Consider the following 21,028-nt stretch of genomic DNA (forward strand, 5'->3'; position numbering starts at 1 on the left):
ATCCGCACCAGACGAAGTTTGCATCGAGAGGGCTGGTGCTTGAAAAAACGTCTGTTCGTAACAGGCCTCGGCGGTTTCGTAGGACGCCACATCAAATCTCGCCTGGATGCCCCCAATTCCAGTTGGCAGGTGATGTCCGTCCCAAGCCGTTATGACCTGACAGACGGTAGATCCCTGGAAGGTCTCTGGCCCGAGATCCCCGATGCCGTGATCCACCTGGCAGGCCAGACATTCGTTCCCGAAGCCTTTCGCGATCCGGCCCGCACCCTGCAAATCAACCTGCTTGGCACCTTGAATCTTCTCCAGGCCCTCAAGGCCCGGGGGTTCACCGGAACATTTCTGTATGTCAGCTCTGGTGATGTGTATGGCCAGGTCAATGAAACCCAGCTCCCCATTACCGAACTGCACGCCCCTGCCCCGCGCAACCCCTATGCCGTCAGCAAGCTGTCAGCCGAACTGCTGAGCCTGCAATGGGGCATGAGCGAAGGCTGGCCGGTACTGGTAGCCCGCCCTTTCAACCACATCGGCACCGGTCAGAAAGACAGCTTCGTCATCGCCAGCGCGGCCCGGCAGATCAGCCGCATCAAGCTGGGCCTGCAATCGGCCCAGTTGCAAGTGGGCGATATCGATGTCACCCGCGACTTTCTTGACGTAGGCGATGTGATTTCAGCCTACCTGGCGTTGCTGGATCACGGCGCGCCGGGGCAGACCTACAACATCTGCTCGGGTCACGAGCAAAGCATTCGCAGCCTGATCGAACAATTGGGCGACATCGCCCAGGTCGATGTGCAATTGATCCAGGACCCTGCGCGTCTTCGCCGCGCAGAACAGCGTCGCGTCTGCGGTAGCCCTGCCAAGCTACGCCAGGCCACGGGATGGACGCCTGAAACAACAACACAACAATCCTTGCGGGCGATCCTGTCCGACTGGGAGATACGGGTACAACAAGAATGAAAAGTGCATTGATCACAGGGATCACCGGCCAGGACGGCGCGTATCTGGCCAAGTTACTGCTCGACAAGGGTTACAAAGTCCATGGCCTGGTGGCCCGGCGAAGCAGCGATTCGCGCTGGCGGCTGCGCGAGACCGGGATCGAGAACGACATTGTTTACCTGGACGGCGACATGGCCGATGCCTGCTCGGTACAACGCGCCGTGATCAAGTCAGCGCCGGACGAGGTGTATAACCTGGCCGCGCAGAGTTTCGTCGCCGCTTCCTGGAACCAGCCGGTGACCACGGGAATCGTCGATGGCCTCGGGGTGACCCACCTGCTCGAAGGCATTCGCCAGTTCAGCCCTCAAACCCGTTTCTACCAAGCGTCCACCAGCGAAATGTTTGGCCTTATCCAGGCCGAGCAGCAGGATGAGCACACCCCGTTCTACCCACGCAGCCCCTATGGCGTGGCGAAACTGTACGGCCACTGGATCACCGTCAATTACCGCGAAAGCTTCGGTCTGCACGCCAGCAGCGGCATTCTTTTCAATCATGAATCGCCCCTGCGCGGCATCGAATTCGTGACGCGCAAAGTCACCGACGCCGCTGCGCGCATCAAGCAAGGCAAACAGCAGGAGTTACGCCTGGGCAATATCGACACCAAGCGCGACTGGGGTTTTGCCGGCGATTATGTCGAAGCCATGTGGCTGATGTTGCAACAGGACAAACCCGACGATTACGTGGTTGCCACAGGCGTGACCACCACTGTGCGCGAGATGTGCAGGATAGCCTTCGAGCATGTGGGCCTGGACTACCGTGACTTCGTGAAGATCGACCCGGCGTTTTTCCGCCCGGCTGAGGTGGACGTGTTGCTCGGCAACCCGGCCAAGGCCCAACGGGTTCTTGGCTGGAAACCCCGGACCGACCTCGACACCCTGATTCGCATGATGATGGATGCGGACATGAAACGCGTCGCCAAGGAGTAGGCCATGCTGATTCCCATGATTCTCTCCGGCGGTGCCGGCACGAGGTTGTGGCCGATGTCCCGCGAGGGCCATCCCAAACCCTTCATGATCCTGCCTGACGGCCAGTCGCTGCTGAGCAAGACCTACCGACGCGCCGCCGGGTTGTTCGACGGCCGCGGCGACATCGTTACCGTGACCAATCGCGAGTATTACTTTCAGAGCCGCGACCACTACCAAAGCGCCCATCTGGCACGCCATCGCGGCCATTTCGTACTTGAACCGACAGGCCGCAACACCGCGCCGGCCATCGCCACGGCGACGCTCGCGGTGCAAGCCGTGCACGGTGACGATGCCATCCTGATGGTGATGCCCGCAGACCACCTGATCCAGAACGAGGCGGCCTTCAAGGCTAGCGTGGAGCATGCCACGCAACTGGCCAAAAGCGGTTACCTGGTGACCTTCGGCGTACTGCCCACGACACCGGAAACCGGCTTCGGCTATATAGAACGGGGCAAACCCCTGGATACCCAGGGCGCTGCCAAGGTCGTGCGCTTCGTCGAAAAACCCGACCTGCAAACCGCAACACACTATCTGGAAAGCGGCCGTTTCCTGTGGAACTCGGGCATGTTCTGTTTTTCAGTCAAAACCCTGTTGGCGGAATTGCAGAACCACGCCCCGGCGTTGCTGGAACAGGCTCGCGCCTGCATAGCCGCGAGCACGGCCGTGGAGACATCAGGTTGCGTGCAACAGGAGCTGTCCGCCGCGTATTTTTCCGAAATGCCGGACATCTCCATCGACTACGCCTTGATGGAGCGCTCCAGTAATGTGGTGGTGGTCCCTGCCGCATTCGACTGGAGCGACATCGGCTCCTGGAGTGCCGTCGCCGATCTGGTGCCCGCCGATGCACAGAACAACCGCGTCAGCGGTGAGGCGTTGTTCATCGACAGCCAGAACAACTATGTCCAGAGTGAGGGACGGTTGGTGGCCGCGCTGGGTGTGGAAAACCTGATCATCATCGACACCGCCGACGCCATCCTCGTCGCCCATTCCGACCGGGCCCAGGATGTACGCCGCGTCGCGCGCCAGCTCAAGGACAAGGAACACGAATCCTATCGCCTGCATCGCACGGTCAGCCGTCCATGGGGCAGCTACACCGTGCTGGAACAAGGCCCGCGCTTCAAGATCAAGCGCATCGTGGTCAAGCCAGGCGCGGCGCTGTCCCTGCAAATGCATCATCACCGCAACGAACATTGGGTGGTCGTCGAAGGCATGGCCAAGGTCACCAACAATGGCTCGGAGGCTCATCTGGTGGCCAAGAACGAATCGACGTTCATCCCCGCCGGGCACCGCCATCGGCTCGAGAACCCCGGCGTCATCGATCTGGTGATCATCGAAGTCCAGAGCGGTGAGTACCTGGGAGAAGACGACATCGTGCGCTTCGAGGATCACTACGGCAGGGCCGTCTGATGTTGCTGACCTTGCACCGTGCGCTGTGGAGCTACCGCGGTTTTGTCCTCGGCAGCGTCAAGCGCGAATTCCAGGCGCGCTATCGCAACTCTTTGTTCGGCGCGTTGTGGACCGTGCTCAACCCGCTGTCGATGATCCTCGTCTACACCGTGATTTTTTCCCACATCATGCGCGCCCGCCTGCCGGGGGTGGACGATGGCATGGCCTACAGCGTTTACCTCTGCGCCGGACTGCTGACCTGGGGGTTCTTCGCCGAGATCACGACCCGCAGTCAGGGCATGTTTCTGGAAAACGCCAATCTGCTGAAGAAGATCAGCTTTCCCAGGATCTGCCTGCCGGTGATTGTGCTGTTCAACGCCGGGATCAACTTCGCGATCATCCTCGGCCTTTTTCTCGGTTTCCTGTTGATCACCGGCCGCTGGCCAGGGATGACGTTGCTGGCGCTGGTGCCATTGCTGGCCCTGCAGGTGATGTTCGCCGCCGGGCTGGGCATGTTGCTGGGGATTCTCAATGTGTTCTTTCGCGATGTCGGGCAACTGTTCGGCATTTGCCTGCAATTCTGGTTCTGGCTGACGCCCATTGTTTACCCGATGACCATCCTTCCGCCGTCGATCCAGCAACTGCTGGCCCTCAACCCCATGACAGCGCTGATGCAGAGTTACCAGAATCTGTTTCTCTACAACCAGTGGCCGGTCTGGAGTTCGCTGACACCGCTGTTGGTCATCGGCCTACTGATGTGCGTCACCGGTTTGCGGATGTTTCGACGCCGCGGCGGTGAAATGGTGGATGAACTCTGATGGGGCATTTACGCGTCAGTGGCCTGGGCAAGGCCTACAAGCAGTATCCGAACCGCTGGAGCCGGTTGTTCGAATGGCTGATTCCCTTTTCCCGCCCGCGTCATCAATTGCACTGGGTCCTGCAGGGCGTCGATTTCGAGATCCAGCCCGGTGAAGCCGTCGGCATCGTCGGGATCAACGGCGCGGGCAAAAGCACGTTGCTCAAAATGATCACCGGCACCACGCAACCCACCTGCGGCCACATTCAATTGCGTGGCCGCGTCGCGGCGTTGCTGGAGCTGGGCATGGGGTTCCACCCGGACTTCACCGGCCGCCAGAACGCTTTCATGGCCGGGCAGTTGCTGGGCATGCAGGTGGAGGAAATCGAATCGTTGATGCCGCAGATCGAAGGTTTTGCCGAAATCGGCGCGGCCATCGACCAGCCGGTACGCACCTATTCCAGTGGCATGCAAATGCGCCTGGCCTTCAGCGTCGCCACGGCCCGCCGCCCGGATATCCTGATCGTCGATGAAGCCCTGTCGGTGGGTGACGCCTACTTCCAGCATAAAAGCTTTGAGCGCATCCGCAGTTTTCGCAAGGCCGGTACGACGCTGCTGATCGTGTCCCACGACCGCTCGGCGATTCAGTCGATCTGCGACACCGCCATCCTGCTGGAGCACGGGCGCATGGCCATGCGCGGCAAGCCGGAAGAGGTGATGGATTATTACAACGCGATGCTGGCCCAGCGCGAGGGCCAGATCGTCCGCCAGGAAATGCTCGCCAACGGCCAGGTACGTACCATCTCCGGCACCGGCGAGGCCGGCATTGTTGATGTACAGCTGTTGAACAGTCAGGGCCAGCCGGTGGAAGTGGCCGAAATCGGCCAGCCGATGGTGTTGCAGGTGCGGGTCGAAATCCGCCAGGACATCGAGCGGCTGGTGCTGGGTTTCCTGATCAAGGACCGCCTCGGCCAGCCCATGTACGGCATCAACACCCATCGCCAGGATAAAGCCGTGACCGACCTCAAGGCCGGCGAACACGTCACCTTCCGTTTCAGTTTCGACATGCGCCTGGGCAAGGGCAATTACTCTGTCGCGCTGAGCCTGTCCCGACTGGATTCGCACCTGGACCGCAACTTCGAATGGCGCGACTACGGGCTGGTGTTCCACGTCATCAACAATCGCCAGGAAGATTTCGTTGGCTGTTCGTGGCTGCAGGCCCGCACCAGCATCCAGCGCACGGCATTACCAGCGGTTGAGGAACTGACGCAAAAGGAACTGCCATGACTCGCCTGCTGATGGAATGCACCTACGTGTATGAACATCCCAGAGCCAATTCCGGGATTCAGCGAGTAGTGCGCAACGTTATCCGCGAACTGCCGGCCAGAGAGGCAGAGCACGAATGCATCCCCGTTGTGATACTGCGGGGCAAGTTGTACGAAGTGAAGAGCCTCGCCCCGTTGCCCTCCAGGGGGCTGGATCTGGTCAGCCTGCGGGTACGGCTGGAGCAATTCGCCAGCCTGTTCTGGCTCAGGCATCGAACGCTCGAACGGCGACGCCCCTTCAGCCAGTCGCGATGGGCGCGCCACGCGTTGTACTTCGGCTGCCGGCTGTTTGCCCTGGGCTTTCTGAGCATTCCGATCCGGGTGCTCGATCGCTTGCTCAAACGCCAGCACGTCCCGACGCGCTGCGTACCATTGCAGCACCGGCCCGGCGATCAGCTGGTGTTGCTGGACTCTTCCTGGCACGCCGATTTCTTTCCTCTGGCCGAACAGCTCAAGCGCGATGGGGTCGGGATTGTATCGGTGATCTACGACCTGATTCCCCTGACCCATCCGCAGTTCTGCGACGCCGGCCTGGTCAAGGTATTCAATCATTGGTTCGACTGGATTGCCCGCACCGCTGACGGTTACATCGCGATCTCCAGCACCATCCGTGATCAGGTTCGGCTGGAGATGGAGCAGCGCGTTGGCGAACAGCAGGTCAGTGAACGTTGGTTCGACTATTTCCACTTGGGCAGCGAACTGGATTTGGCGGATGCCACCAGCGCCATCGACAGCAAACTGCTGCGAGTATTCACCCAGCCCGAACCGGTGTTCCTGATGGTCAGCACCATCGAACCACGCAAAAACCACGCTTACCTGCTCGATGCGTTCGAACGCGCCTGGGCTGCCGGCTCAAAGGCAAGGTTATGCATCGTCGGAAAAATTGGCTGGAAATGTGAGGACTTGATCGAGCGCATAAAGCGTCACCCGCAACTCAACAGCCGCCTGTTTATGTTCAACAATCTTTCGGACCATAGCCTGGAACACGCTTACCAAAATGCCACTGCGCTGGTGTTCCCCTCCTACGTTGAAGGCTTTGGTCTGCCGCTGGTGGAGGCCATGCAACGCGGCTTGCCGGCGATGGGCAGCGACATTGAGGTATTTCGAGAAATCGGCGGTGAATTCATGGCCTATTTCAATCTCGAAGATCCCCAGAGCCTGGCAGACCTGGTGACCGGTATGGAAAACAGCGGGGTTTTCCCGGCCAGTCGTCCCCTCGATAAATGGCACTGGCTGAGCTGGCGCCAGGCCAGTGCGCAATTGGTGGAGCGAATCGAGCGACACATCGATGAAGTGATCCTCGACAGGGAAACCGCATGCGAATAGCTCTGAACGCCCGGATTCTCCAGGCGCCACGCACCGGCATCGGCCATTACGTGGCGGAACTGGCTACTGCCCTGGCCCAGGAGCCGGATGTACAGCTGTCATTGTTCCACGGCTGGGGCTGGAGCTCGCAGTTGCCGCAAGCGGCCACGCCAGGTTACTCGCGGCTTACACCTTTGCTGCGCCAAGTACCGGGGGCCTATCGGGCGCGGCGCTGGCTGGAACAGAAACGCTTCGATCAGGGCCGTTCCCGCGCCATCGACCTGTATCACGAACCGAGCCTGTGGCCCCTGGCCTTCGAAGGGCCGACGGTGATGACGCTGCATGACCTGACGCACCTGCGCTACCCCGAGACGCAACCACCGGCACGACTGAGGGAAATCGAGCGTCGGCTCAGCCGTGCGGTAGAGCAGTCGCAGCTGATTCTGACGGACTCGCAGTTCATCGCCGATGAAGCCCGAGAACACTTCGGCCTTTGCGCGGAACGCTTGAGAGTCGCCCCGCTGGGGGCTGCTGCACGTTTCCATCCACGCGAACCCGAAGCCATCGATGGGGTTCTCAAAGCCCATGGGCTGGAAGCGGGCCGATATTTTCTGTGTGTCGGCACCCTGGAGCCACGCAAGAACCTGTCGCTGGCCCTGCGCGCCCACGCCAGGCTACCTGAATCCGTCCGTCAGACTTTCCCTTTGTTCATCGTAGGAATGAGCGGATGGCAGCGCGCACAACTCAGCGACGAGTTGAAAAATGCCCTGGCCGGAGGTCATGTTTGTCTCGCGGGCTACTTGCCCGACGAACAGGTTGCCCAGCTATTGGCAGGGGCACGTGCACTGATTTTTCCGTCGCGCTATGAAGGCTTTGGCCTGCCGGTGCTCGAAGCCATGGCCAGCGGCACCCCGGTGATTACCACCCGCTGCTCGGCGATGCCGGAAGTGGCCGGGGCGGCCGGCAATTATTGCGACCCCGACGATCCCCAAGGCATGCGCGAAGCCATGGGCCAGTTGATCGAAGATCGCCTGCATTGGCAGGCGTGTCGTGAAGCCGGGTTGCAACAAGCAGCGCTTTTTTCCTGGCAACGGTGTGCACAGGTGACCGCCCAGGCGTATCGCCAGGTTCTGGGAGGTTGAATGCGAGTCCTGCACTTTTACAAAACCTATCTGCCTGACTCCATGGGCGGCATCGAACAGGTTATTTTCCAGCTGTGCGACAGCAGTGACCGATTGGGCATCGATAACACCGTGCTGACGCTGAGCAACGATCCAGCGCCGGGTCCGATCAGCATCCGACAGCATAAGGTTCATCAGGCCCGGATGGACTTCCAACTGGCCTCCACCGGGTTTTCCTACAGTGTTTTCAAGAAATTCCGCGAGCTGGCTGCCGAAGCAGACGTAATCAACTACCACTTCCCCTGGCCATTCATGGACCTGGTGCATTTTTGCAGCGCCCTGAAAAAACCCTATGTGGTCACCTACCATTCGGACATCGTGCGTCAGCGGCACCTGCTGAAACTGTATCGCCCCCTTATGCGACGCTTCTTGAACGGCGCGGATCGCATCGTCGCGGCATCACCTAACTATGTGCATACCAGCGACGTGCTCAAGGAGTACCGCGATAAGACCCAGATCATTACCTATGGCTTGAACAAAGCCAGTTATCCACAGCGTGACGCTGAACGCATCGCGCAGTGGAAGGCGAAATTGGGCGAGCGCTTCTTTCTGTTCGTGGGGGTGATGCGTTATTACAAGGGCCTGCACATTCTGCTCGACGCCCTCAAAGGCGTGGATTATCCGGTGGTCATCGTCGGTGCAGGCCCGCTGGAGAAAGAACTTCATGCCCAGGCACAGGCGCTGGGCCTGCGCAACCTGCACTTCCTCGGACGCCTGGACGATGAAGACAAGGTGGCATTGCTGGAGCTGAGCTACGCCATCGTGTTCCCTTCACACCTGCGCTCTGAAGCGTTTGGCATCTCCCTGCTCGAAGGCGCGATGTATGGTAAACCGATGATTTCCAGCGAGATCGGCACCGGCACCAGCTACATCAATATCCACAATGAAACCGGCCTGGTGGTGCCCCCCAGCAACCCCGAAGCTTTCCGGGAAGCGATGCGTACCCTGTGGGACAACCCGGCACAGGCCAGGGAAATGGGCATCAGGGCCGAAGAGCGTTACCGGCAGTTGTTCACCTCCGAGGAGATGGGCCGCAAATGGCTGCAACTGTATGAGGCGTTGCTGGAGCAAAAGGCGCTTTCCTACGCGTAACACTCGCCGATGAGGCGAGTGGATAAATCCCCTCGCCTCAAGGCGGCTCAGTGCATTTCAGACGTGCTGTTGCAACCCGGCAACCGTACGCGGCATACCGACGAACCCGGGCAAGGCCTCGATCCGCCCCAGCCATGCACGTACGTGGGGGTAGTCTTCCAGCGACACATTGCCCTCCGGGGCATGGGCGATGTAGCTGTAGCCGGCAACATCGGCAATCGTCGCAACGTCACCTGTCAGATACGCGCTGCTGCTCAAGTGTTGATCAATGACCTTGAGCAGGCTGTGGGAACGGGCGATCACCTCCTCTGCGTTGTAAGGCGCGCCGAATACCGTAATCAATCGCGCCGCGGCCGGCCCCGCATGGAGCGGCCCGGCCGCCACCGACAACCAGCGCTGCACCCGGGCGACGCCGACCGGATCCGTTGGCAGCCAGTGGCCCTTGCCATACTTGCTTGCCAGGTACACCAGGATGGCGTTGGAATCGGCCAGCACCATACCGTCATCGTCAATGACCGGGACTTGGCCAAAGGCATTAATGGCCAGGAAATCTGCCTGTTTTTGTTCGCCTTTGGCCAGGTCAACAAAAACCACCTCGACGGGCAACCCGAGCAAGGAAAGCATCAACTGAACGCGATGCGCGTGGCCGGAAAGCGGAAAGTGATAAAGCTTGATGGGATTCATGGTCGACTCCGTTGCAAGTGACGCCATCAGCAGAACGGCGTCGATGGGGTCATCTTCCGCTTCGACTGAAGACTAGAGAATCACCCGAATATGCAATCCATTGTTTCAAACAGCGAAACAATGTCTCAGCCTTTCAAGGCCGGGTGCTCACGCAATGCACGGACGGTAAAGTCAACAAAACTGCGTACTCGCGCCGGCGCTTTGCGTCCACCTTGGTACACCACATGGATCGGCAGGGGCGGCAGTTCGAAGTCAGCCAGAACGATCTCCAGTTCCCCGTTGGCAACGTTGCCCGCCACCTGATAAGACAAGACCCGAGTCAACCCCAACCCCTGACAGGCCGCCGTGATTGCGGCCTGGTTGGCCGTGACCACCAGTCTGGGCGCGGGTCGCACAGAGAGCGGTTGCCCTGCGTCGATGAACGTCCAGTTTCTGATCTGACCGGTGGCCGATGAGGCGACTACCGGCATGTGCTCCAGATCCTGCGGGTGTGCGGGTCGGCCATGGCGAGCGAAGAGATCAGGGGAACCGCAAACCACCCGTCGTACTTCACCCACACGCACGGCGTGCTGACTGCTGTCGGGCAACTCGCCAATGCGTATGGCAATGTCGATGCCCTCCTCGACCATGCTGACTATACGGTCCAGCAATAAGGCATTGATGCCGACCTCGGGGAATTGCTGCAGGTAATCGACCAGCACCGGCGTGACAAACAACTGACCAAACAGCACCGGGGCGGTAATCGTCAATTGCCCGCGGGGCTGGGCGTGACTGCCGACCGCTGAATCCTCGGCTTCCTGCAAATCCGCCAGAATTCGACGGCAGTCCTCGAGAAAGCGCTGGCCCGCTTCGCTCAGGTATACGTTGCGGGTGGTGCGCACCAGCAAGGGCGTACCGATACGCTGCTCCAACGCCGCCACGGCGCGTGTGACGCTGGCCGCCGACAGGCCCAGGCGTCGCGCCGCCGCCGAGAAACCGGAGTCCTGGGCCACGGCGACAAAAACCTGCATTTCCTGAAACCTGTCCATTCATCCCCCAATGAGAAACCTTGATACAAGTTGGCTGCACACCTCAAATCAGCGCCGCACCGCCATTGTAGGGGGCTGCGCCAGCGAACCACAGCGCAACGCGATCGGGCATCGGCACATCGACCCGGTCAATTGCGACTATGCTTGGTACCATCGAGCATACTTTCATGACAACTTAATGACTCGAACCATGGCGTAGGTCTTGTGGACACGGGCTTGCTCGCAAGCCCGTGTCCACAAGATGCGTGCCTGACTGGCGTCCATCGGAAGGCCCCTTTTTGTGAATGTTTTTTACCGCGGCTTCACGCACCCCCTTGCCCCCCTCATCGCCCTGGCCGGATGTGTATTAATCATCCCCATGGGCCTGCGCCTCTCGCTGGGATGGTCCGATCCGCTGGGCTATCTGTCTGACCTGGGCATGGGCGGGTTGCTGATCGTGCTGCTTTACCGTCGTCCCTGGTGGGTGGCATTACCCATTTTGCTGATCTGGAGCATGCTGACGCTGGCCAGCATCGAACTGGTCAGCGCTGTCGGGCGCATGCCCACCCCATCGGACCTGCATTACCTGACCGACCCGCAATTCGTCGAAAACTCCACCAGCGGCGGCTTCGCCCATCCCTGGCTGGCAGGGGTGCAACTGGCCGCGTTGATGGTCTGGCTGATCGTCCAATGGCCCCGCCGGTTGTATATGGCGCCTCGCTTGCCGCGCCACGCCTGGGCGCTGCCGGTAGTGCTTTTGCTGAGCCACAGTGTGGTGCAAACCTGGCGACCCAGTGAGGCAGACCAATGGAACCTGTTCAATCTTCCCCACCAACTCGTCACGGCGGCCGTTGCCGCCGGGCAGGATCGTACCCAGCTATGGCTTGAAGATGATGCAGTGGTTCAAACCCCGCCCATGGAGGGGCTTACCCGGCTCGATCTTGAAGGCCAGAAAATCCTGCCTACACCGGGCCGGGCCCGCAACGTCCTGATCATCACCCTGGAAGGCGTTCCCGGCGCCTACGTGGGCGTCAACCGTCAGGCCCTGAAAAGCAGCTATCAGGAGGACCTGATGCCGCACCTCAGTGCCTGGGCCAAGCGAGGCATGAATACACCCGATTATGTCCTGCACAACCATCAGACCATTCGTGGTCTGTATTCGATGCTGTGTGGCGACTACGACAAATTCGACGACGGCACGCCCAAAGGCGTCGAGATGTTGAACCTGAGCCGGCGCAACCAGGCCTGCCTGCCGGCCCAGTTGCGCCGCAACGGGTTCTCCACGCACTTCCTGCAAGGTGCGGGCCTGCGGTTCATGGCCAAGGACCGGATCATGCCGCACATCGGCTTCGACACCACCCTGGGCATGGACTGGTTCACCAAACCTGCCTATCTGGAATTCCCTTGGGGCAAGGACGACAAGACATTCTTCGAGGGCGCGCTGGATTACGTCGGGCAACTGCAAAAGGCAAAGAAGCCCTGGATGCTTACGCTGCTGACGGTGGGCACGCACCAGCCCTACTCAGCGCCGGATGACTACCTGCAACGCTACGACACCACCAAGCAGGCGGCCGTCGGTTACCTGGATGACGCACTGGACAGCTTCATGTCGGGGCTGGAACGCCAAGGCGTGCTGAAAGACACCCTGGTGATCATCACCTCGGACGAATCCCACGGCATCGACGATGTACGCCTGGCGTCATCCTGGGGTTTCAACCTGACGTTGGCACCAGAGCCATTGCCCCAGGTCAAGTCGGGAGTCTACGGTCATGTGGACCTGAGCGCCTCGGTCCTCGATTACTTCGGTTTCAAAGTGCCCAAGTCATTGTCCGGTCGCTCGTTGTTCCGGGACTACGCAACGGGCCGGGAAATCATGTCGTTCACCAACGGCAAGCTGCGCTACCACGATGGCAAGAGCACTTTCACCGAATGCGATTTCCTGCAGCGCTGCCGCTATTACACCAGCGAAGGTTTCATCACGGAGCGCGCCACTTACGGCGGGCAATACAGCGGTCAACGGGCCAGGTTGATCAGCGCACGGGCCACGGCCCTGGACCGCACCCTGCTCCATACACCGCTCAACCAGCATTATCAGTTTGGCAGCGCCGATCAAATCCCGCTTCCGGCCCAGATCACCAACGACTGGACCGACAACCTGATCGGTGCCCAATACCTGGAGATGCCCAAGGGCTCACAGACCCGCGTCAGCCTGACCATCCGCGCCCTGGGTCCGGACAATGCGGCCTATATTTCCCTCAAGGCCAAAGAGTTCGAGCAGGATGTAGCGATCGACCTGCCGACGGAAGTGGCGGTGACGCCCGAACAGCCGCTGGTGATGAATATCCGTTTCGATAACCCGCAACCCCGCAAGGCCTTCTCTTTCCATCTGCTGGGGCACGGGGTGGGCGCCATCGAAATCAGTGACTTCAGTGTCGTGACCGAACTGCCGGAGCAGACAGAACCCTCGGATTACCTGAACCTCGTCCAGGAAGACAGTGACGCCCAGTCCAGTTGAATGAAATCGCGCAGCCAATGACCTACGCTGCGCCTTACATCGTCCTGGGCTGAATTGATCAATGAAGCAGGCTAATCCAGCAACCCATGCAGCTTGGCGTACTGCAACAGCATGATGGTCTTGCCGTCGCAGATATCCCCGGTTTCGATCATGCCCAGCGCCTTGTCGAGAGACATCTCCAACACTTCGATCTCCTCGCCCTCGGCTTCCAGCCCGCCGCCCTCATGCTGTTTATCTTCGTCGAAGTATTCGCCGACAAAAAAATGCAGGCGTTCTGTCACCGACCCTGGGCTCATGAATGCCTCGAACACCTTGCGTACATCCTGGACGATATAGCCGGTTTCCTCTTGGGTTTCCTTGCGGATGCAGGTGTGCGGGTCGTCGTTATCCAGCAGGCCGGCACAGGTTTCGATCAACAGACCATCGTGGTCATTGACGAAGGCCGGGAAGCGGAACTGCCGGGTCAGCACCACGGTTTGCTTGGCCTTGCTGTACAACAGGATGGTCGCGCCGTTGCCCCGATCGTAGGTCTCGCGGGCCAGTTCGCGCCACTGGCCATCGCGGCCGAGGTAGTCGTAGGTGGTTTTGCGCAGCACGTACCAGTTGTCCGAGAGCACTTCGACTTTCTTGATGCGCACGCGATCTTTGGTGTTTGCCTGTGTCATTCAGCCGTTCCATGTCCAGTGTCTGAAAGCGGCAGAGTGGCCCTAAAGGCCGACGGCCTGCCATGGTTGAGGCAGGCTAGCAGAGGCAGGATCGATCACTCCAGCCCGGTGGCAAACACCTTGCCGGGGTTCATCAACCCGGTCGGATCCAGCGTGTGCTTGATGGCACGCATCAACTCGATCTCCAGCGGATCCTTGAAATGGGCCGCCGCGTCCGGCTTGGCTTGCCCCAGACCATGTTCGGCACTGATGCTGCCATTGAAAGCGCTCGTCATCTGGTAGATGACCTGCATGATCGCTTGTTCCTGGGCCTTGAACGGGGCATCGGCATGCCCCAGCGGCTTGCTGATGTTGTAGTGCAGGTTGCCATCCCCCATGTGACCGTAAGAAACAATGCGAACGCCGGGAAACGCCTGTTGCAAGGCGCTATCGGTACGCTCGATGAACGCCGGAATCTGGCTGACGGGCACGCTGATGTCATGCTTGAGGCTCGGACCTTCATGATTCTGCGCCTCGGAAATACCTTCGCGCAGAGCCCACAATGCCGCAGCCTGAGTCTGGTTGCTGGCGATCACGGCATCGATCACCCACCCGGTCTCAAATGCATGGCCCAGGCCGCTTTCAAGCAACAGGTCCAAAGGTGCGTCGGGCACCGTGTCGCGCAATTCGATCAGGGCGTACCACGGGTGCGGCCCTTGCAAGGGGTCACTGCAACCAGCCACATGATCCAGGACGAACTCCAGGCTCTGGCGCGACATCATCTCAAAGCCCGTCAGACGGTCGGCGCAGAGGCTGCGAATATGCCCGATCAAGTCCACCGCGGCCTGCGGCGTGGGCAGTGCGACCCAAGCGGTGGCCGTGCTATGGGTGGCCGGAAACAACTTGAGTACCGCCGCCGTGATAATCCCAAGCGTACCTTCCGAGCCAATGAATAGATGCTTGAGGTCGTAGCCGGTGTTGTCTTTGCGCAAACCTCGCAAGCCGTGCCAGACACGTCCATCCGGCAATACCACCTCAAGTCCCAGGGTCAGCTCGCGCATGTTGCCGTAACGCAGCACCGCCGTGCCGCCGGCATTGGTGGCCAGATTACCGCCCACCGTGCAACTGCCTTCGGCCCCCAGTGACAGCGGGAACAAGCGACCAGCCTGGCTGGCAGCTTCTTGCAACTGCTGCAGAATCACCCCGGCCTCGACCGTTATGGTTTCATTGGCCAGGTCGATTTCGCGGATGCGCTTCATCCGAGTCAAGGACAGCACCACCTGACGACCAGACGAATCCGGGATCGAGCCGCCACACAACCCGGTATTTCCGCCCTGCGGCACCAAGGCAACCCCAGCGTCATGGCAAAGCCGCACCACCGCCGCCACTTCTTCGGTTGTGGCCGGGCGCACCACCAGTGCGGCCCGGCCTTGGTAAGCGTTACGCCAGTCAGTCAGGTAGCTGTGCATAAGTTCAGGATCACGCACCAGCCCCGCCGCGCCGACCACTTGCTCGACGCTTTGGATCAACGTGTCCCAGGCCATCGGGTCGAGATCGGCCGAAGAGAGAGAATTGGGGTTTTGCATGACTGTCTCCGGCGTTTGAATTCGGCTGCTGCAGCGCACATCGTGCGTTGCAGCAGTGGAAGCGACCGATTGAGATGAACTAGCTGCGCATCAGCTCAATGGCGGCACTTTTCTTGTGACGGATCACCGTCACCAGGTGCCAGGAGACAGACGCCGCTGCGAGGGCCAGGAAGACCGCCGAGATCGGCGTGGTGAGGAAACCACTGAAGTTGCCATCCGAGAGCATCAGACCGCGCCGCAGGTTGGTTTCCGCCATAGGGCCGAGGATGAAGCCAATGATGAACGGCGCAATCGGCAGTCCACCTTTGACGAAGCCATAGCCCATCAGGCCGAACAGCAGCACCGCCCAGACGTCGAAGATGCGGCTGTTGAGGCCGAACGCACCGACTACGCAGAGCACCAGGATGATCGGCAACAGAATGTGCTTGGGCACCGCCAGCAACTTGATGAAGATGCGCAGTCCGTAGAACTCCAGCACCAACATCAGCAACGAAGCCAGAATCAGCGCGGCAAAGATGGTGTAGACCAGCGATCCCTGACTGATGAACAACAGCGGGCCAGGCTGGATGCCGTGAATCATGAAGCCGCCAAGCATCACCGCCGTGGTGGTGTCTCCGGGAATACCCAGGGTCAGCAGCGGGATCATCGCACCGCCAATACCGGCGTTGTTCGCGGTTTCACTGGCAACCACGCCCTCGATGGAGCCTTTACCGAATTCTTCCGGGTGCTTTGAGCGCTTTTTTGCCGCGATGTAGGAAACAATGTTCGAGGTACCAGCGCCGATGCCCGGCAGGATCCCGATGCCCAGGCCGATGAACGCCGAGCGGGTCGCGTTCGGCAATTGGCTGATGAACTCCTTGATGGAAAAACCAAACCCTTTCACGCCTTTCATGCTGATGTTCTGTGGCTTGGCACGGTGGCTTGAGCGGGCGCTCTCGGCGAATTTCAGCACTTCGGAGACCGCAAACATGCCGATCATGACGGTAAGCATGGCGAAGCCACCGTTAAGACTCGGCAGGTCGAACGTGAAACGCCGAATGGCGTCGACCGGGGCGATCCCGACGGTTGAAAAGGCAAAGCCCAAGGCGCCGGCGAACAGCCCTTTGACCAGCGAACCGGTAGACAGTGTGGCAATCAGAGTCAGCGAAAAAACGGCAATGGAGAAATATTCATGGGGACCGAAACTCAAGGCCACGTCCGCCAGGATCGGGGCGATAAACATCAACGCCGCAATGCTGAAAATCGTGCCCAGGAACGAGAACACCACGCCAATGCCCAGGGCTTTGACGCCCAGGCCCTTTTTCATCATCGGCGAACCATCGAACGTCGTGGCGATGGAGGCCGGCGTGCCCGGTATGTTGAGCAATATCGCTGAAATCAGCCCCCCTGAGGTGGCGCCGACAAACAGAGCAACCAGCAGTGACAGACCCGTGGCCGGGCCCATCGAATAGGTCAGCGGCAAGCACAGGGCGATGGCCATGGTGGCCGAAAGGCCGGGCACCGCACCAAAGACGATCCCCACTGCAACGCCGAGGGTGATCAGGACAAATACGTAGGGCGAGAATACGGCACCGAAGCCTTGTTGCAGGAGCTCAATCATCACCGTCCCCTAGAAATCCAATAGACCGGCGGGCAGCATCAAATCGAAGCCCTCACGGAAGATCACAAAAATCAACGCTGCTGAAACGACCGCGATCACGGCATAAAGCCCGTGCTTGACCTTCTGATCCGCGGGGGTCAACACGATGAATTGGGCGTAGAGGTAAAGCGTGGTCATGATCACGAAACCGACAACTTCCAGCAGCGCGGTGAAGAGCGTCACCAGGGCGATGGATTTGATAACCGTCGGGTAATCGATCGATTCAGCGGCTTCGGCCGGCTCGACAGGCTCGGCACGTTGCTGAGGCAGTTTTCTCCAGGCCAGCAACTGCAACACGCCCAACAGGCACAGCGCGCCGGAAAGAATCCAGGGCACAAAAGCGGCGTCGACAAAACCGCGACGCGGCAGATTCGCGGTCAACAACATGTACGCCACACCAGCACCGAGCATCGCCAGGCCGGCGAACAATTCATTTCTTTTGTAGGTATCCATACAGGATCCTCTTTCACTTGAAGGGCCGAGCAAAGGGGCGCTGGCCAATACGGTAAGCGCCCCATCCTGTTTCCCAGGATTTACTTGGCTTTACGCATTTCGTCCTTGAACTGCATGAAGTCGTCACGGGTCTTGGTCAGCGTAGCAATGGCTTCTTCGGTGCCCTGGAAGCTGACAGGCTGCTTGAAGGACTTCTTGAGCTCTTCAGCGTATTCAGGTTCTTCGGTGATTTTCTTCATGGTGTCAGCCATTTTCTTGACGATGGCCGGGTCTGTGCCTTTCGGGAAAGCGACGATGTAAGGCTTGTCCAGGACCAGGTCCACGCCTTGCTCCTTGAACGTCTTGACGTCACCCAGCAGCGGGTTGCGCTCTGCGTTAGGCTGGCCCAGAGCGGTCATCTTGCCGCTGGCAATGTAGTCCTGAACCGAACCATAGCTGATAGCACCCAGGTCAATGCGCTTGCCCAGCAAGGCCACCACTTTTTCCGAAACGGTGCCGCTGTCGACCATCTTCAGTTTGACGCCGGCGAGCTTCTCGAACATCAAGCCTTGCAGGTGCGAGAAGTTACCCATCTCGGTGCCGTAGGTGATGGTGCCTGGCTTGGCCTTGGCCTGTGAAATCAACTGATCGAGGGTGTCGATGCCCGAGCTTTTGGCAGAGACGAACACAGCGCCTTTATCGACGCCCGCGATGCAGGAGACATCGAATGCATCGAAGCGATCTTCGGACAACCCTGCCACTTCGTTAACGATCATCTGACCGGTGTGGGTGAACAGAATGGTGTTGCCATCTGGCGCCGCGCTCTTGACCGCGTCGGCAGCGATGGTGCCGCCCCCGCCGGCCATGTTGGTGACGACCATGGACTTACCGGTCACTTTGGTGAAGTACTTGGCCATCATCCGTGCGTTGAAGTCGGTATCGCCGCCGGCGTTGGCAATGACCACCACCTGCACCGGACGTGTCGGCCAGTCGCTCGCATCAGCGGCAACGGCCGCTCCGGCGGTGAGGCTCAAGAAGGAAGCGACGAGAGAGGCGCATAGTGTTTTTCTCATTATTGTTCTCCAGAGATGCTGCCGTAGAAGGTGTTGGTAGGGAGTTGGGTATGGGTGTCGCGAGGATGAATCGGGTGTATTGCCAACCCGCGCGCAGTGGCAATGCCGTACTGGGGCGCAGCAGGAAGCGAACGATGCAAGGAATTTGGTTGAGTCGAACAAGTATGGCTGTCTGGAAAGCCATGGCCCGCTTGGCTGGGATGCATAAGCGAGAAGAGATGCGCCCTTCTACGGTTATGCAGAAAGGGCAGAGAGCGATGCTGATGAGCCGTCGGAGCGAATGGCATAGCAGGGCCTGCGTCGATTTTATTATTTTATGTCATACGTTGTCGTACGACTTGGCCGATTATCGTCACCTAAAATAATTTTTGTCAACGCGGATATTTGTTGAATCGGTGCGAGCGGGAAGACGTGGCCTCATGTTTACGCTCATGAGGAGCAATGCGGGGGTGACGATCAGACGAGCGGCGATCAGCGGTGCCGCTCAGGATCCGGGTTCTGGATGGCAGCAACCGGTGACGCCAGGGTGCAGAGGAGACGAAATCACCTCCGCAACCCCGGCTGCCAGGGCTTACTCCACTGTCACAGACTTGGCCAAGTTTCGTGGCTGGTCGACGTCAGTGCCCTTGAGTACCGCGACATAGTACGACAACAACTGCAGAGGGATCGTGTAGAGGATCGGCGACAGGATGTCGTGGATGTGCGGCATGTGCACCACGTGAGTACCTTCACCATTGGTCATGCCGGCCTTCTCATCAGCAAAGACAATCAGCTGGCCGCCACGGGCGCGCACTTCCTGCAGGTTGGACTTGAGCTTTTCCAGCAGCTCGTTGTTCGGCGCCACGGTGACCACGGGCATATCGTTATCCACCAGGGCCAGCGGGCCGTGCTTGAGTTCACCGGCCGGATAGGCTTCAGCGTGGATATAGGAAATCTCCTTGAGCTTCAGAGCGCCTTCCATCGCCACCGGGAATTGCGCGCCACGTCCCAGGAACAGGGTGTGGTTCTTCTCGGCGAACAACTCGGCGATTTTTTCCACGGTGCTGTCCATCGCCAGGGCTTCGCCCAGACGGGTCGGCAGGCGGCGCAGTTCTTCCACCAATGTTGCCTCAACACCCTCGCCCAAGGTCCCGCGCACCTGTCCCAAGGACAGGGTCAGCAACAGCAGGCCCACCAGCTGCGTGGTGAACGCCTTGGTCGACGCCACACCAATTTCACGGCCAGCCTGGGTCAGCAGGGTCAGGTCGGATTCGCGCACCAACGAGCTGATGCCCACGTTGCAGATCGCCAGGCTGGCAAGGAAACCCATCTCCTTGGCGTTACGCAGGGCGGCCAAGGTGTCGGCGGTTTCACCGGACTGGGAAATGGTGACGAACAGGGTGTCGGGTTGCACCACCACTTTGCGGTAACGGAATTCGCTGGCGACTTCGACCTGGCACGGAATACCGGCCAACTCTTCCAACCAGTAACGAGCAACCATACCGGCGTGGTAGCTGGTGCCACAGGCAACGATCTGCACGTTGCGAACCTTGGCGAACAGCTCGGCGGCCTGTGGCCCGAACGCCTGGACCAGCACCTGACTCTGGCTCATGCGGCCTTCCAGGGTGCGTTGCACCACAGCCGGTTGTTCGTGGATCTCCTTGAGCATGAAGTGCCGGAACTCGCCCTTGTCGGCGGCTTCGGCGCCGTCACGGTATTGAACGGTCTCGCGCTCCACGGCTTTGCCGTCGATGTCCCAGATCTGCACGCTGTCGCGGCGAATTTCGGCGATATCGCCCTCTTCCAGGTACATGAAGCGATCAGTGACCTGACGCAGCGCCAGCTGATCGGAAGCCAGGAAGTTTTCCCCAAGGCCCAGACCGATCACCAACGGGCTGCCGCTGCGGGCAGCAACCAGTCGATCCGGCTGCTCGGCACTGATCACCGCCAAGCCATAGGCGCCATGCAATTCCTTGACGGTGGCCTTGAGCGCCGCAGTCAAGTCCATCAGTTCCTTGAGCTTGTGATTGAGCAGGTGGGCAATGACTTCGGTGTCAGTGTCGGAGGTGAACACATAGCCGAGTGCCTTGAGTTGCTCACGCAGCGCTTCGTGATTCTCGATAATGCCGTTGTGCACAACCGCCAGGTTGTCGGAGAAATGCGGGTGGGCGTTACGCTCGCACGGCGCGCCATGAGTGGCCCAGCGGGTGTGCGCGATGCCCAGGCGCCCCACCAGCGGCTCGGCGTCCAACGCTTGCTCCAGCTCACTGACCTTACCTGGGCGTCGCACGCGCTCAAGCTTCTCGTCGTTGGTAAACACCGCCACACCGGCGCTGTCATAACCACGGTATTCGAGGCGCTTGAGGCCTTCGAGCAAGATTGCAGTGATGTTGCGTTCAGCAACGGCGCCGACAATTCCACACATG

Annotated in this window: 17 protein-coding genes; 9 read left to right on the top strand and 8 right to left on the bottom strand. The window is 59.8% G+C overall.

What is annotated here, in order from left to right:
* Positions 1 to 39: 39 nt before the first annotated feature.
* Genes AC3I65_RS26115 through AC3I65_RS26150 form a run of 8 tightly spaced genes read left to right on the top strand, consistent with a single transcriptional unit; the run spans position 40 to position 9,043 of the window.
* Positions 40 to 954: a GDP-mannose 4,6-dehydratase gene (locus AC3I65_RS26115; RefSeq protein WP_076383176.1), complete on the top strand. Its 915-nt coding sequence runs from the start codon at positions 40 to 42 to the stop codon at positions 952 to 954.
* Positions 951 to 1,919 (top strand): GDP-mannose 4,6-dehydratase, encoded by a 969-nt coding sequence (gene gmd / locus AC3I65_RS26120; RefSeq protein ID WP_047226665.1) that lies wholly within the window; start codon positions 951 to 953, stop codon positions 1,917 to 1,919. Before AC3I65_RS26115 ends, gmd begins: the two co-directional genes overlap by 4 nt.
* Positions 1,920 to 1,922: 3 nt before the next feature.
* Positions 1,923 to 3,365, top strand: a complete 1,443-nt coding sequence (locus AC3I65_RS26125) for a mannose-1-phosphate guanylyltransferase/mannose-6-phosphate isomerase (protein ID WP_488524290.1) — start codon at positions 1,923 to 1,925, stop codon at positions 3,363 to 3,365.
* Positions 3,365 to 4,162: an ABC transporter permease gene (locus tag AC3I65_RS26130; protein ID WP_047226663.1), complete on the top strand. Its 798-nt coding sequence runs from the start codon at positions 3,365 to 3,367 to the stop codon at positions 4,160 to 4,162. The genes AC3I65_RS26125 and AC3I65_RS26130 overlap by 1 nt, the downstream gene beginning before the upstream one ends.
* Positions 4,162 to 5,427, top strand: a complete 1,266-nt coding sequence (locus tag AC3I65_RS26135) for an ABC transporter ATP-binding protein (protein ID WP_488524291.1) — start codon at positions 4,162 to 4,164, stop codon at positions 5,425 to 5,427. Before AC3I65_RS26130 ends, AC3I65_RS26135 begins: the two co-directional genes overlap by 1 nt.
* Positions 5,424 to 6,791 carry a glycosyltransferase family 4 protein gene (locus AC3I65_RS26140; RefSeq protein ID WP_305466977.1) on the top strand — a complete coding sequence of 456 codons (1,368 nt, stop codon included), beginning with the start codon at positions 5,424 to 5,426 and terminating at the stop codon, positions 6,789 to 6,791. Before AC3I65_RS26135 ends, AC3I65_RS26140 begins: the two co-directional genes overlap by 4 nt.
* On the top strand, positions 6,782 to 7,912 hold the full coding sequence (locus AC3I65_RS26145; RefSeq protein ID WP_076383173.1) for a glycosyltransferase family 4 protein: 1,131 nt from the start codon (positions 6,782 to 6,784) through the stop codon (positions 7,910 to 7,912). The genes AC3I65_RS26140 and AC3I65_RS26145 overlap by 10 nt, the downstream gene beginning before the upstream one ends.
* The gene (locus AC3I65_RS26150) at positions 7,913 to 9,043 is read left to right on the top strand and encodes a glycosyltransferase family 4 protein (RefSeq protein ID WP_047226659.1); all 1,131 of its coding nucleotides are present in this window, start codon (positions 7,913 to 7,915) and stop codon (positions 9,041 to 9,043) included.
* Between the two features lie 57 nt (positions 9,044 to 9,100).
* Here AC3I65_RS26150 and AC3I65_RS26155 read toward each other — a convergent pair whose 3' ends face one another.
* Together AC3I65_RS26155 and AC3I65_RS26160 are read right to left on the bottom strand one after the other, a co-directional pair.
* Positions 9,101 to 9,727 carry a glutathione S-transferase family protein gene (locus AC3I65_RS26155; RefSeq protein WP_076383171.1) on the bottom strand — a complete coding sequence of 209 codons (627 nt, stop codon included), beginning with the start codon at positions 9,725 to 9,727 and terminating at the stop codon, positions 9,101 to 9,103.
* Between the two features lie 125 nt (positions 9,728 to 9,852).
* Positions 9,853 to 10,755, bottom strand: coding sequence for a LysR family transcriptional regulator (locus AC3I65_RS26160; protein WP_047226657.1), 903 nt, complete (start codon positions 10,753 to 10,755; stop codon positions 9,853 to 9,855).
* A gap of 280 nt (positions 10,756 to 11,035) precedes the next feature.
* Here AC3I65_RS26160 and AC3I65_RS26165 point away from each other — a divergent pair, with 280 nt between their 5' ends.
* Positions 11,036 to 13,249, top strand: a complete 2,214-nt coding sequence (locus AC3I65_RS26165; RefSeq protein WP_488524292.1) for an LTA synthase family protein — start codon at positions 11,036 to 11,038, stop codon at positions 13,247 to 13,249.
* Positions 13,250 to 13,320: 71 nt separating this feature from the next.
* Here the strand turns inward: AC3I65_RS26165 and nudK are convergent, their stop codons facing one another.
* The 6 genes from nudK to glmS form a co-directional block, all read right to left on the bottom strand.
* A complete protein-coding gene (gene nudK / locus AC3I65_RS26170) occupies positions 13,321 to 13,914 on the bottom strand; it encodes a GDP-mannose pyrophosphatase NudK (protein ID WP_076383168.1) in 594 nt (197 codons plus the stop codon).
* Positions 13,915 to 14,009: 95 nt separating this feature from the next.
* A complete protein-coding gene (locus tag AC3I65_RS26175) occupies positions 14,010 to 15,437 on the bottom strand; it encodes an FAD-binding oxidoreductase (protein WP_488524338.1) in 1,428 nt (475 codons plus the stop codon).
* A 121-nt stretch (positions 15,438 to 15,558) separates the two neighbouring features.
* The gene (locus tag AC3I65_RS26180) at positions 15,559 to 17,079 is read right to left on the bottom strand and encodes a tripartite tricarboxylate transporter permease (RefSeq protein ID WP_047226654.1); all 1,521 of its coding nucleotides are present in this window, start codon (positions 17,077 to 17,079) and stop codon (positions 15,559 to 15,561) included.
* 9 nt (positions 17,080 to 17,088) lie between these two features.
* Positions 17,089 to 17,571 (bottom strand): tripartite tricarboxylate transporter TctB family protein, encoded by a 483-nt coding sequence (locus tag AC3I65_RS26185; protein ID WP_047226653.1) that lies wholly within the window; start codon positions 17,569 to 17,571, stop codon positions 17,089 to 17,091.
* Between the two features lie 80 nt (positions 17,572 to 17,651).
* Positions 17,652 to 18,623 (bottom strand): tripartite tricarboxylate transporter substrate binding protein, encoded by a 972-nt coding sequence (locus AC3I65_RS26190; RefSeq protein ID WP_047226652.1) that lies wholly within the window; start codon positions 18,621 to 18,623, stop codon positions 17,652 to 17,654.
* Between the two features lie 571 nt (positions 18,624 to 19,194).
* Positions 19,195 to 21,027 (bottom strand): glutamine--fructose-6-phosphate transaminase (isomerizing), encoded by a 1,833-nt coding sequence (glmS, locus tag AC3I65_RS26195; RefSeq protein ID WP_047230091.1) that lies wholly within the window; start codon positions 21,025 to 21,027, stop codon positions 19,195 to 19,197.
* Between the last annotated feature and the right edge of the window lies 1 nt (position 21,028).

It is taken from the genome of Pseudomonas sp. N-1-13 (genome assembly GCF_057787095.1).